9 protein-coding genes and 1 other annotated feature are annotated in these 13,861 nt (G+C 36.3%); of the genes, 5 read left to right on the plus strand and 4 right to left on the minus strand.

Translation table 11 applies throughout. From position 1 onward, the window contains the following. Positions 1-2: 2 nt before the first annotated feature. Entirely contained in the window at positions 3-1,895 is a 1,893-nt protein-coding gene (locus ABC228_RS18455) for a sensor domain-containing diguanylate cyclase (RefSeq protein ID WP_345826654.1), read from the minus strand. A 352-nt stretch (positions 1,896-2,247) separates the two neighbouring features. Here ABC228_RS18455 and rpsD point away from each other — a divergent pair, with 352 nt between their 5' ends. The 4 genes from rpsD (at position 2,248) to ABC228_RS18475 (ending at position 6,236) form a co-directional block, all read left to right on the plus strand. Continuing rightward, entirely contained in the window at positions 2,248-2,850 is a 603-nt protein-coding gene (gene rpsD / locus ABC228_RS18460) for a 30S ribosomal protein S4 (RefSeq protein WP_345826655.1), read from the plus strand. Positions 2,851-3,253: 403 nt separating this feature from the next. Further along, the gene (locus ABC228_RS18465; RefSeq protein WP_345826656.1) at positions 3,254-4,024 is read left to right on the plus strand and encodes a hypothetical protein; all 771 of its coding nucleotides are present in this window, start codon (positions 3,254-3,256) and stop codon (positions 4,022-4,024) included. Positions 4,025-4,027: 3 nt separating this feature from the next. Next, entirely contained in the window at positions 4,028-5,260 is a 1,233-nt protein-coding gene (locus tag ABC228_RS18470) for a glycosyltransferase family 2 protein (protein ID WP_345826657.1), read from the plus strand. A gap of 4 nt (positions 5,261-5,264) precedes the next feature. Continuing rightward, the gene (locus tag ABC228_RS18475; protein ID WP_345826658.1) at positions 5,265-6,236 is read left to right on the plus strand and encodes a hypothetical protein; all 972 of its coding nucleotides are present in this window, start codon (positions 5,265-5,267) and stop codon (positions 6,234-6,236) included. A gap of 63 nt (positions 6,237-6,299) precedes the next feature. Here ABC228_RS18475 and ABC228_RS18480 read toward each other — a convergent pair whose 3' ends face one another. The 3 genes from ABC228_RS18480 to tyrS form a co-directional block, all read right to left on the minus strand. Continuing rightward, positions 6,300-6,821 (minus strand): HD domain-containing protein, encoded by a 522-nt coding sequence (locus ABC228_RS18480; RefSeq protein WP_345826659.1) that lies wholly within the window; start codon positions 6,819-6,821, stop codon positions 6,300-6,302. Positions 6,822-6,954: 133 nt separating this feature from the next. Beyond that, positions 6,955-9,006: a methyl-accepting chemotaxis protein gene (locus ABC228_RS18485; protein WP_345826660.1), complete on the minus strand. Its 2,052-nt coding sequence runs from the start codon at positions 9,004-9,006 to the stop codon at positions 6,955-6,957. 186 nt (positions 9,007-9,192) lie between these two features. Continuing rightward, positions 9,193-10,461 carry a tyrosine--tRNA ligase gene (gene tyrS / locus ABC228_RS18490; RefSeq protein ID WP_345826661.1) on the minus strand — a complete coding sequence of 423 codons (1,269 nt, stop codon included), beginning with the start codon at positions 10,459-10,461 and terminating at the stop codon, positions 9,193-9,195. 56 nt (positions 10,462-10,517) lie between these two features. Further along, positions 10,518-10,738: a binding site (T-box leader), on the minus strand. 121 nt (positions 10,739-10,859) lie between these two features. Between tyrS and ABC228_RS18495 the strand changes: the two genes are divergently transcribed. Continuing rightward, on the plus strand, positions 10,860-13,856 hold the full coding sequence (locus ABC228_RS18495) for a transglycosylase domain-containing protein (RefSeq protein WP_345826662.1): 2,997 nt from the start codon (positions 10,860-10,862) through the stop codon (positions 13,854-13,856). Positions 13,857-13,861: the final 5 nt, after the last annotated feature.

The raw sequence follows: 13,861 nt of genomic DNA on the forward strand, positions 1-13,861 counted from the left end.
TCTTAATCACCTTTTTCATGTTTGAGTTCCTCACATTTTACGACACAATTCTTTCCAAAGCTTTTTGCTTCATATAACGCTTTATCTGCACGGATAAAAAAATCTCTTGCAGAATCCTCAGATTTTCCTGACCATGAAGAAACACCAGCTGACAACGTAACCCGAGGCTCTGTAAAATTCTCAACTTGATTACCAATATTTTTTGCAAGCTGTAGCCCTTCATTTATAAGTGTATTTGGTAGGTAAATCGCTAGCTCTTCTCCACCCCATCTAGCCGGAACATCCCGTTCATCAATACTAGACATGATGATATCAGCAACTTGTTTAATTACTTCATCACCCACATAATGTCCATGTGTGTCATTGATCTTTTTAAAATCATCAATATCAAAAAGTATTAAAGTACCCATCTCACCAGATTCCATGTGCTGTACAATCTTTTCATCCATATAATTTCGCGAATACAACTGAGTCAAATAATCGGTGGAGGCTGCCTTTTGTAATTGTTCCTTTAGAATGGTGTTAACAAATGCTAGGGTCGAGGGACGTACTAACAATTGTAACAGCTTATATTTATCAAACGAGAACGCATAGGATTTCTCGTGTAAAACAACAACAAATCCATTAATTTCCCCTGAATTCTCCATTGGTAAAACCATCACTGAACGATAAGGAATTTGCAAATCAGGATTTTTATAGTCACCAGAGAAAATCCCCTCTTTACGAGAAATCATATCCTCTGCTAAATATCGAATGAATCCACGTCCTTGAACTGTATTAAAATAAGAAGTGCTTCCCTCTAACACCTCAAATTTATGAGCGAGCTCTTGGGTTTTATAAATAAACCCAACTTCTTGTGCAAGACTGCTTCGAATTATTTGCTCCTTCACTAAATTCGTAATTTCATTTACATTAAGATTTGAATTTAATTCATGTGTAATATTATTGATTAGTTGAAGGTCGGATACCAAGTGTTTTGAGGACTGATATAAGGTTACATTTTCAATTGCCTTTCCAGCTGCATTCCCAAAATTCGTAATAAATTCAATCTCATATTCAGGTATTTCAATAATAGTCGGAGAAATAATCTGCAAGACCCCATATACACCTTGATACCCCTTCAAAGGTGCATAAATACAGGTGCTTTTTTCTTGAATACGATCTTCAATTTGTAACTCTCCATTAATAAACGCCTGTTCACTTACATGTTTTGTAGCGTCATCACTAAATTTAAGTGCTTTAATTGGCAGTGAAGACGTCTTATCATGGTCCTGTGATAATAATAAATAATAATCTAAATTAGGATAAAACTTCCGTATCGATGTAATAATTTCTGTGAAAATATCTGTTTTGTTTGTTAACGTAAAAAATTGTGACGTTGTCTCAAAAAGGAACCGATTCTTTTCTTCATTAGATTTTGCGTGTGCAAGCCGGTAAATATGCGATAGTAGCTTTTCTGTTTCTTCCTTCAATTGTAATAACGCGCTATCGGAAACGGTGTTTTCAATTCTTTCTCCTAAGATAATGAACCCTACAGGTCCAATCTCTGGGTGAAGGGCTACAATCTTATAACTTATCTCAGGTAAATCTCTTGTAAATATGTCATCCACAGGAAATGCTGGAGCAGAAACACCATCAATAATTATATCTCGGTAAAAATAATTACTATCCTCAATATATTTATTTAAATACAGACTATCTTCAATCGACACCAGTTCAAATCTTTTATTCCAAAAGTCGAACATGTAGATTTCGGCAAACACACTATCCAATAAGCCTTTAATTCCTTCGCCAAGCTGCGAATAGAAAACTTTCCTACTATTAGGCGATAGCGTAGTTAGTAAATTGTAGTATATGGATTGTATTTTTTCTCTATCGTTTTGTTCATTCATCATCTATCATCACCTATAACAGGGCTCCTACCATTTTGAATTCATTTAGTTTTATTATATAGTATCGCTATTCGTTATCACGTTACTCAATCACCCTAGAATGTTTCGGAATAGCAATAGTAATATTATAAAGAATGTTTGACTTCATTACAAAAAAATTATATACTATTCTTTGTGTAAAATATATGGCAGCCTAAGTGAATCACCACTCGTCCATTTTGTTCCTCAAATTAGAGGTGTATCGTGTAACTCTCTGCTGCTGGAGCGATGGTACATGAAAACATAATGGCGTGCGGATGCGAATCACGGTTGGATTTTATTTTATGCAAATAAAATAAAAAGGAGGAAATGTCCTATGGCACGATATACTGGATCCGTATGGAAAAAATCACGTCGTCTTGGCATTTCATTAACTGGAACTGGCAAAGAGCTAGATAAACGCCCTTACGCTCCTGGGCAACATGGAGCAAACCAACGCAGAAAGCTTTCTGAGTATGGTCTACAATTACAAGAAAAACAAAAACTACGCTTTATGTATGGATTAAACGAGCGTCAATTCCGTAATCTATTTGATAAAGCTGGTAAAATGAAAGGTGTTCATGGTGAAAACTTCATGGTTCTTCTTGACTCTCGCCTTGATAACCTAGTTTATCGTTTAGGTCTTGCACGTACTCGTAGACAAGCTCGTCAGCTTGTAAACCACGGTCACGTGACAGTTGATGGATCACGCGTTGATATTCCATCATTCCTTGTAAAACCTGGTCAAACAATTGGTCTTCGCGAAAAATCAAGAAATCTTGATATCGTGAAAGAGGCAATCGAAGTTAACAACTTTGTACCAGAATATCTAACATTTGATGCTGATAAATTAGAAGGAACTTTCAATCGTTTACCTGAACGCTCTGAACTTCCATCTGAAATCTCAGAACAATTAATCGTAGAATTCTATTCTCGTTAATAAGAAAAGGCCCGAACTCCTTGATAATAAGGATTTCGGGCCTTTATATTTATATATTTTATGAAGTGCTCAGAATTATTGTATACTTCTATTCCAGAAAAATGTTATATGTACAAAGTTATGAGATAGGCTAATTCTATTCTGGTTAATAATACCAATATAATGGTAAATAAATCCTATCTATTTTTTAAAACAGAATTTATAGGTTTCTTTTATTATTTCAACCTCCTATTTCCTCACTCACTTCTTATTCTTAAGCAATATCAATAGAAAAAATAAATTCTACTTTTAGTAAAATTCAAGTAACCTTGCATGATTTTTATGTGCTATAATCTACTAGTTCTTTAAAAATTTACTTACTACGAAAAATACTATCTAATATACAACAAGAAGGAGCATCATCGTGAAAAACACCCGTCTATATTGGTTAATGGGTTTATGGGGAATAGGCCTCGCTTCCCAACTATTACTTCCTTTTCCTACATCCATCATTCATATTACATTCATTGTTCTACTTCTCATTACCATGATGTTTTTTAAAACTGGTATTAATTTCTTATTATTTCTAGCTTCCATGCTCATCTATGGTTTTGGATTAACCGTATATGCGTTTGCAAATGAATTATTTGACGAAGGACAGTATCCATTAATCTGTTACCATTTGATGTTAACAGGCTCCATGCTACTTACATGGCTTACTGTACATGATATAAAATCATTTGTTCAAACCAATTTGGAGATGCAAAAGCGAATAAGAGAGCTTGAAAAATTCGACCCAGGTACAAATGCTCTATCGCTCCAAGAGTTTAGAGAAAGAGGCGTGTTAATAGAGACTGGGATGCGCAGAAGAGGAGAAATTGGTCAATTATTATATTTTAAGATTAAAAAGGATATCCCATTACCCGTTAGAAGATCCTTGCGCCAAGAGTTTATTAAATGCTGCCTCGACAGTGTGCGGGCAGAATACGACCTAGTAACCTCTCCTACAGAGGCCGAAGTGTTGATTCTACTGCAGAGTACCGATGTAGCTGGTCGAGAAGTCGTACTGAATCGAATAAATGGGCGAACGAAAAAGACGCTAAATTTTGTTCAAATGCCTTATGAGATTCAGCTTTTTGAACTCAAAAATCTTGAACAGAAGTTAGATGAATTATTTAAGAGAAAGGGAGCTTAATAATTGAACACAATATTAATCATCATCATGGCCTTCTTTTGGGCTCTCTTAGTATTTTATTCCATATTAACGTTAGCGGGAGTATATTTTCGATACAAAAAAAAGCCACCCATCAAACTTGAACACTATCCATCTGTTTCTATCTTAATTCCAGCCCACAATGAAGGCGTGGTGATTCAAGATACCTTGAGTGCAATGAGTCGATTAGATTATCCTGGTGAACTAAACGTCTTTCTACTCGATGATGGTTCAAGTGATAATACAGCAGAAATAGGCAGGGAATTTCAAAGGACCTTTAGTCGTATTCATTATGTACCAGTACCACCTGGTGAACCAAGAGGAAAATCACGTGTGTTAAACTACGGGCTTTCAATTATTGATTCTACGTATTTTCTAGTCTATGATGCAGACAATCAGCCTGAGCCAGATGCAGTTCGTCTTTTAGTCGAGGCTGCTGAAAAAACCACAAATGCAGCTGGTGCAGTTGGGTATGTGAAAACATTAAATGCTAATAAGAATATTCTTACACAGATGATTGCTTTGGAATTCCAGGTATTCCAACTTTTAATGCAGTGTGGAAGATGGCAGCTGTTTAAAATAGGCTCACTTGCTGGAACAAATATGTTATTAAAACGTGAGATTATTGAACAATTGGGTGGTTACGATGTATATGCCTTAGCCGAAGATGCAGAGTTAACCATTAGACTTACTGCAGGAGGTTATTTACTACCAGTGGTAGCGGAAGCTCGGACCTGGGAGCAAGAACCAGAAACACTTAAAACATTTATTAAACAACGTACTAGATGGTTAATTGGGAATATTTATCTGCTAGAAAAACTATTTTTCACCCGTAAGTTTTGGCTTAATAAAGCATTTCATCATGCAGTACAGCATTTAATGGTTTATTTGCTTTTTACGTTATTATTATTGTTTTCCCATGTGTTTTTCATCGGAAGCTTATTTCATCTATTTGAACCGAAGTATTCCGCACCTATTCTGATGTTTTGGTTTATGAGTTATATTGTTTATACAACGCAGTTAATAGGTGTCATTGTAGTCGACAAAGAAGTTTCACCGATAAAAACGATTGTCGCATTAATTATGTACTTTACGTATGCTCAACTGTTTGTAGTGCTTCTTGGTCGAAGTGCTGCTGTTTATTATTGGAAGAGATTTGTGAAAAAAGAAACGATTAACTGGGATAAAACCAATCGTTTTAAGAATCGAGCTGCTTAACCTTATGTCTAAAAAATGGATCATTCATGTCATGACCACACTAGTTTTGTGTATTATAGTGTCTGTTGTCTATTATCTAAACCACACTGAACAACGTGATGAAATGTCTGAAGAAACCTTTATGAAAATTGTAAGTACGTACTATTTAGATTCATCTGGTAAAATTAGATCCTATGGGACAACCGATAATGATGAATACCTCTTGGAGTCCATCGGATTATACATGTCTTGGCTCCAGAAGCACGAGAAGACGGAAGAATTAGCTTCATTCATAGAAACCGTAACTAATGAATTTCTGGTACATCAGGGTAATGCGGCGTTTCTATCCTGGAAAATCGAAGGAAATCAAAAATTGTCATCGAATGCCTGGATTGATGATGCTAGAATTCTATCTATTCTTGGTCCTAAGCATTCATTGTCTAAAGATATCATCAGCACCATTGAGAAATATCAGGTTTATGATGGCTTAATTATGGATTTCTATGACTGGGAGCAAAAGCAAGCCAGCCAAAGAGTTGTTTTCAGCTATGGTTCTGGAGATGATACACCCATTTCTATTAAGAAGATGGATGATTTGTATCATACCGTATCAGAATCTAGTGATTTGTTTTTTCCTGAGTTTTACGATGTAACAAATAAGGATTTTATAGCAATGGAAGAAGTTCATATGGTCGATCAACTTCTAATCGCTATCCAACTAGAAAAAACTGGTCTAGATAATGATGAATTTTGGACTTGGCTTCAAACAGAATGGGAAAATAATAATTTAATTTCTGGAAAATATAACAGGAGTTCAAGATTAGGAAATCAAATAGAATCTGGAGCAGTATATGGTATTGCAGCGGCCTTAGCTACCTTAAAAAATGATGATAATCTTTCTAATGCTTGGAAACAACGAGGTCAACAACTTGTTTACGATGCTAACAATGGTTATGAAGATATCCATTTTTTTGATTTAATTTGGAATGCTCCATAACAGAAATATTTATGTAGGCAATGTGTCGATTGACGCATTGCCTTTTTTGGTAGTTCGAAAACTCTAATTAGATGATTTCATTTCCTCTTCAACGAAATCATCTAACCGTGCTATCAGTTCTGTTGCCTCTTTTTCCTCAACTTTTCGATAATGATGCAAGCCTCCCTTCTCTTCATCCATTTCATCTGCTATTTTTGTTATTTCCTGTAGCGGTGTTCGCTTTATATAGCTATCCTTTATATAGGAATCCGTATGAAAAAGTATTGCATAGGCAATATCTTTGGCATGCTTTGGATTTTCTCCTAGTCGGATTAATAATTTATGCGCTCTTTCTGCACCTTTAATAGCGTGAATATCATTCTGTTTATATAATTCATAGTCCCATCTGCCATTTCTATACCAAGTGTAATGGCCCATGTCATGTAGTAATGCGGATTTTGTTGCAAGATCTACCGATACGTTTTTCTCTTTTGCTAGGCGAAATGCGTGATAAGCACAAGCAATGGCATGAGCAATACCTGAGCGAGAAAGATACTTCTGAGCTATACGATGATTATAAACCTGTGTTAGGGTAACAAATCTCATCTATCATCCTCCTAAAAATCTATAAATTTTTAGCATTTTACCATAAGAATGAATGTATATCAAACTTTACTTTTTAATTCAGTTTTAAGATAAAACTCATAAGAAAAGCTGTCCGAATTGGACAGCTTTAAACCTAAATATTAAATTTACCCATTTCTTCTTGAAGCTGTTGCGCTAATTCTGCTAGTGATTCCGATGCCTTTGAAACCTCAGCCATCATGGACATCTGTTCTTCTGTGACCGCAGAAACACTATGCGCATGGTCACTAGTGTTGGTTGAATAATTTTGTACATTATTCGATAAGTCTTTCATGGATTCCATATCAGCTAGAGCACTATCCATCTCTTTTGTTAGGATAGCAATTTTAGAAGATAGGCTGAAGATTGAATTGGTAATTTGACCAAAAGACTCACCAGTTCTCTCGACAGATTCAATACCTTTATCAGCAATGTGTTGACTATCCTTCATCATGGAAACCGATTGAGATACTTCCTTCTGTATTCCTCCGATGATTTCGTTAATCTCTTTAGAGGCTTGTCCAGACTGCTCTGCTAATTTACGCACTTCTTCGGCAACAACTGCAAATCCTTTACCTGCCTCTCCTGCTCTTGCTGCCTCTATTGCTGCATTAAGTGCTAATAAATTCGTTTGCTCCGTAACATCTGTTATTAAATTTGCCATTTGTCCAATCTGATTCGATTTACTTTCTAAAGCAAATATAATTTGAGATGAAGAAGAAATTTGTTCATTTAGCTCTTTCATTTTATGAACGACTTCTTTTACTAACTCACTTCCATTATTTGCAAGATTTGTAGAATGATTCGCTTCTTCCTCCATGCTTTTAACTGAGCTTGCCATATCGTTCATATGGTGATGCATATTACTACTAGAATGTGATAACTCAGTAGCTAGCTCACTTTGTGATGAAGCATTGTCAGCTACATCTTGAATCGAATTGGCTACTTCTTCTACAGAGGAGTTAATCTCTTCTGAGCTGGCAGATAATTGCTCAGCTGTGGCTGCAACATGCTCTGTACTACTTGCAATCGTGGAAAGCATACTTTGTAAAGAATTCACAGAATGATTAAAGTGCTGACCCATCTGCCCAAATTCATCCTTCGATTTTGTATCCAATCTTTTGGTTAAGTCACCACTAGCTAGTATTTCTAGCTGGGCATTCATACGATTTGCATCCTTGGATACGGTTTTTCCAATATAAAAGACAATTAAGATAATGAAAATTATTAATATACTACTCGTGATGATAAGCTTATTTAATAATACCGGTAGTGATGCATATAACTCATCAGTAGGAGCAAACAATACAATCTTCCATCCAACCTTTGGTAAGGTTTTAAAATGTACCTCGTATTCAGATCCTGCTATTTGTACAATCTCTTTTCCATTTTCCTTTGAAACAATACCATCTACTGCTTCTCCATCATTTTTTATATCTTCTGCTAGATTACTAGTCATCAGTTTTTCTTGATCCGGGTGTGCTAAAAAATTACCATCTTGATCAATAAGTACAGCATAGCCTGAATCCTCCACCTGTATCTCTGAAATGACAGCTTGAATGGAGTTCAGAACATAATCGCTTGTAATTACTCCAGATATGTTTTTCTCTTGGTTATTGAAGGAAACAGCAGTCGTAATAAATGTTTGACCTAGCGTTTCATCATAATATGGAGCAGTCCAAACCGGAACATCAGATTGCATTCCTTGGACATACCAGTCCGTTTCCGGATAATTATAAGATGGATCCTCATAATCCTCTGAATAAACAACATTATCTCCATCCTTATAAACATACGGTGCGAAAAACTCTTCATCCTCACTGTATGTAAATGGCTCATACCAGATTCCTACTCCAAATGTTTCTTCATTACTTGGAAGTAACTTCTCAAAATATGCTCGATATGCCTGTTTAGTAAATAAAGAAGTCTGGGACTCTACTAAAGCTTTCGTCGTTACTAGGTTTCTTTCATGCGTTGTTAGTTTCTTATCGATTATTTCAACTGTTTCACTTAATTTTGTTTTCATTCTTTCAGCAATGGCATTATTTAACTCCGTTGATGCATTCTGGTAGCTTATAAATGTTAATAGTGCTAAAAATACAATGATAAACGGTAAAATGATCATTACCTTCCAAAGCATTGATAACTTCCCTAATAAATTTTTCATTTGATCCCTTCTTTCTTGATGTATTTTTTTTAGTTCCTTTTACCTATAACATACTAAGTTTACCATAATATTCTGGTGGTATGAATGCTCACTTTTTTCCAATTAATTTAGACAATTACTTCTCCACATAATAAAAGACAGTCTCTCTAGGTTGTACCTAAAGAAACTGTCTCTACTTTATCTATTCTAGTAGCGAATTAAGAAATACTTCTTCTTACCTCTACGGATGATGGTAAATTTCCCTTCCAACCGATCCGAATCGGATACAACATAGTCTAGTGCTTGTTGTCTCTCACCGTTAATGTAGATTGCACCATTTGTAATATCCTCTCTTGCTTGGCGTTTGGAAGAGGAAATACCTGCATTGACGAGCAGGTCTACTAATCCAATATCCGCTTTATCTGCTTGGAAGGATGGCACATCTTTAAAGCCTTGTTCTATCTCACTAGCAGAAAGTGATTTTAAATCTCCACTAAATAAAGAAGCTGTAATTTTTTGTGCTTGCTCTACTGCTTTTTGACTGTGAACTACCCTTGTCATTTCTTCTGCTAGACGCTTTTGTGCAACACGATTTTCTGGATGATTTTCTACTTCCTTATCTAATTCAGCCAACTCGTCTTCTGATAAAAATGTAAAATAACGTAAGAATTTCATGACATCACGATCATCAGTATTAATCCAGAACTGGTAGAATTCATATGGACTTGTTTTTTCTGGGTCTAACCAGATAGCTCCTCCAGCAGTTTTACCAAATTTCGTTCCATCTGCTTTTGTGATAAGAGGTACAGTCAAACCAAATACCTTAATCTCTTCATCTTCATTTTCTCTAGCACGTCGAATAAGTTCCATACCAGCAGTAATATTTCCCCACTGATCACTACCTCCAATTTGCAGGGTACAATTTTCTTGTTCAAAAAGCTTTTGAAAATCTAGAGATTGTAGAATCATATAACTAAATTCTGTGAAAGAAATTCCTTGCTCAATACGAGCTGATACAGATTCTTTGGCAAGCATATAGTTTACACCAAAGTGTTTCCCAGCATCTCTTAAAAAATCGATTACAGTCATGCTTCCAAGCCAATCTAGGTTGTTACGAACAACAACAGGGTTTTCATCCTTATCCACTTCTAAAATGCTCTTAATTTGATTTTTAAGCTTTTCACTAAAACCTTTTACTACCTCTTCCGTGTTTAGGGAACGCTCCGTTGAACGACCACTAGGATCTCCAATCATACCCGTTCCACCGCCAACTAAAGCAATAGGCTTGTGACCCGCTTTTTGGAATCGTTTTAGGATGGTTAGTGGTAGTAAGTGCCCAATATGTAAGCTATCTGCTGTTGGGTCAAATCCACAATAAAGAGTTACTTCATTTTCTGTTAAATGCTTTGTTAGCCCCTCATGATCCGTAACTTGATTAACTAATCCTCTTTTTTCTAAATCTTTTAAAAGATCCATCAAATTCACACTCCAATATAGTTTCTAATAAAAACAAAAAAACTCCTTCCCTATCAGTAAGGGACGAGTTTTAACACGCGGTACCACCCTTGTTACAACATGAATTGCCACTTTGGGGTTGTTAACGATGACTTCACCGTCTTTATTGATTGAATCATTACCAACAAAGAATAGCTCCGGAATTGTACTTCGCTTGCAAATATATACTGGTTCTCAGCAGCCACCAGCTCTCTTGGATAGGGATTTGCAACACTACTATTTCCTTCTTAGCCAATAAGTTATTATTATTTATTCTTATCACATTAAATTAGAAAATGCAATCAATATTTACAAATTTCTTGTACCCCGTTCCCCCCTACTATGCTATAATTACTCTTGGAATATTAGGAGGTTTTAACGTGAATTTTAAAGAATTTCTCCATAAAACTGGAGCGAAGATAAAATCTATCTGGAGCACTGGTAAGGTACAGCGTTCATCTCGAATTACATATGATGTTGTTTGGAATGTTTTGTTGTTCTTTCTCGTCATCGGATTCATCGGGATGTTCTTTGGTGCCGGAATTGGCTTTGGATACTTTGCATCTCTCGTAAAGGATGAACCAATTCGATCCTATGAGAATATGGAAAAAGACATCTATAATTATGAAGAAACATCTAAATTGTATTTTGCAGGAGATATATATTTCGGAGATATACAGTCCGATATACACCGTGAAGAAACCACATTAGATAAAATCTCCCCAGTCCTTCAAGACGCAGTTGTTGCTACGGAGGATGAATTTTTCTTCGAACATGAGGGAATTGTACCAAAGGCCATTATTCGTGCTTTAGTACAGGAATTTACGAACTCAGATGTTAAATCTGGTGGGAGTACCTTAACCCAACAATTAATCAAAAACCAGATTCTTACAAACGAAGTATCCTTTGAACGTAAAGCAAAAGAAATATTATTAGCCTTGCGTTTAGAACAGTTTTTCAATAAGGATCAAATCTTAGAAGCATATTTGAATATTATTCCTTATGGACGTGGGGCAAATGGTCGAAACATTGCTGGTGTACAAACGGCAGCACAGGAGATATTTGGAGTAAATGCAGATGAGGTAACTCTTCCACAAGCAGCTTATTTAGCTGGTTTACCACAAAGCCCATCCTATTATACGCCTTTTGAGAGTAGTGGTGGCTTAAAGAGTGAAGAAGGCATGTTGCCAGGAATTAATCGTATGAAAACCGTTCTCGGTAGAATGTATGAAATGGAATACATTACAAAAGAAGAATATGAAGCTGCATTAGAATATGATATTGTTGCGGATTTCGTCACTGATACGGAAACAACAATTGAAAAATATCCGTATTTAACTTTTGAACTCGAAAAACGAGCGAAGGAAATACTTATGTATATTCTTGCTGAGGAAGATGGCTATACAAAAGCAGATTTAGAAGAAGATGAAGCATTAAAAGAAGAGTATTTGATTTTGGCAAATCGTGACTTGCGTCAAAATGGCTATAATATACATTCAACAATCGATAAAGAGGTGTATGATGCCTTCCAAGAGGTTGCCAAAAACTTTGACAGTTATGGACCAGATTGGACTGGGTTCATAGACGATCCGAATACAGGGGAAAAAGTTCAGATTACACAACAAGTACAAACAGGTGCTATTCTTATTGAAAATAGTACCGGAAAAGTTATTAGTTTTCTTGGTGGACGAGAGTTTAGTCTTGAAAATCAAATAAACTATGCGACTTCAACTCTTCGACCTAATGGTAGTACGATGAAGCCAATATTGGTGTACGCTCCAGCAATGGAAAAAGGAATTGTTCAACCGGGTACTCCGGTAGCAGATGTTAAAACCACTTGGCAAACTCCTGGAGGCACCTATACACCAAATAACTTTGACAACCGATATCATGGACTTTTATCTGTTCGGGATCATTTAACAGATTCTTATAATGTTCCAGCAATCAAAGTATACACCCAAATCATGAACGATAATCCAGTTGATCAGTACTTGAAGAAGATGGGGATTACCTCACTTTTAAATAATGAATATGCAAATCCGGCTCTTGCAATTGGTGGTACAACACATGGAATCACAATTGAAGAAAACACAAATGCTTATGTTACCTTTGCAAACGGTGGTAATTTTGTTGATGCGTATATGATTGATAAAATTACTAATAAAGATGGTGAGGTTATTTATGAGCACAAGAGTGAGCCAGTTGAAGTATTTACACCGCAAACCAGTTATTTAACACTTGATATGATGAGAGATGTCGTTACAGAAGGATCGGCTTCCTATCTACAATCACAGCTAAAATATCGAAGTGTGGATTGGGCAGGAAAAACAGGTACATCTCAGAACGCAGAAGATGTTCATTTTGTTGGATCTAATCCAAATGTTACTATGGGCAGCTGGTTAGGGTATGACATACCACAATCCTTAGAATGTAGTTCGTGTCTATACCACTCAAATCGTAATTTGAAGCTATGGGCTGAGCTAATCAATGCAGCCTCCGAAATAAGACCAGATCTTGTTGCAACAACAGAAAGATTTAAGCAGCCAGGTGGAATTGTATCCCGTAGTATCTGTGCAACATCTGGTATGCTAGCATCTGATTTATGTTCAGAGGCCGGATTAGTTTCGACCGATATATTTAATGCTAACTTTGTTCCGACAGTAGTAGATGATAGTTTAATTAGCGGTTCCTATGTAATGGTTGATGGTAAAGCAGTTCTGGCAGGACCAAACACACCAAAGGAATTCGTTCAGGACGATGGTCTAACCTTTAATCCTGACTTCCTAAAGCGTATGGAATATGATAAGTTGGATGATTTATCACAGCTGTTCCCAGCATTTAGAAAAGAAGCATGGGAGAAAATCAGTCTCCCAAATACAGAAATTGGAGATGAATTAACGGATGATGGAAAAGCACCATCCGCTCCAACCTCTGTTAAACAAAGTGGTTCTTCACTTACATGGAAGAAATCTGGAAGTAAGGATGTTATCGGATACCGAATATATAAGGCAAGTGAACCTGGTGCCAAATTCCAACTAATCGGGAATAACATTGAGGAATCATTTAAAATCCCTTCCGGAAAAGGTGTTTATCATGTTAAAGCTGTTGATTACTTTGGATTAGAATCAAGCCCATCGAAAGAAATTATAGTAGGAGATTTTTCAGAACCTGAAAAAGAACCAGATGAGCCAGTCACAGGTGAAGATCCAAATGAGGATAATCCTGAAACAGAACCAGATCCTGGTGCTGAAGATGGAACCGGTGATGATGGTGGTAATGGTGACGGTACCGGAAATGGTGATGGTGACGATGATGGTAACGGCGATGGAAATGGTAATGGAAATGGCGATGGCAGCGGTGATGGAAATAACAACTAAACTGG

This window comes from Ornithinibacillus xuwenensis (genome assembly GCF_039614845.1).
In the GTDB taxonomy this organism is placed as follows: Bacteria; Bacillota; Bacilli; order Bacillales; family Amphibacillaceae; genus Ornithinibacillus; species Ornithinibacillus xuwenensis.

Bases quoted from the DNA above. Each gene is read 5' to 3' on its own strand.
- ABC228_RS18455 (WP_345826654.1), bottom strand. From the start codon at position 1,895: ATGATGAATGAACAAAACGATAGAGAAAAAATACAATCCATATACTAC.
- rpsD (WP_345826655.1), top strand. From the start codon at position 2,248: ATGGCACGATATACTGGATCCGTATGGAAAAAATCACGTCGTCTTGGC.
- ABC228_RS18475 (WP_345826658.1), top strand. From the start codon at position 5,265: ATGTCTAAAAAATGGATCATTCATGTCATGACCACACTAGTTTTGTGT.
- ABC228_RS18480 (WP_345826659.1), bottom strand. From the start codon at position 6,821: ATGAGATTTGTTACCCTAACACAGGTTTATAATCATCGTATAGCTCAG.
- ABC228_RS18485 (WP_345826660.1), bottom strand. From the start codon at position 9,006: ATGAAAAATTTATTAGGGAAGTTATCAATGCTTTGGAAGGTAATGATC.
- tyrS (WP_345826661.1), bottom strand. From the start codon at position 10,461: ATGGATCTTTTAAAAGATTTAGAAAAAAGAGGATTAGTTAATCAAGTT.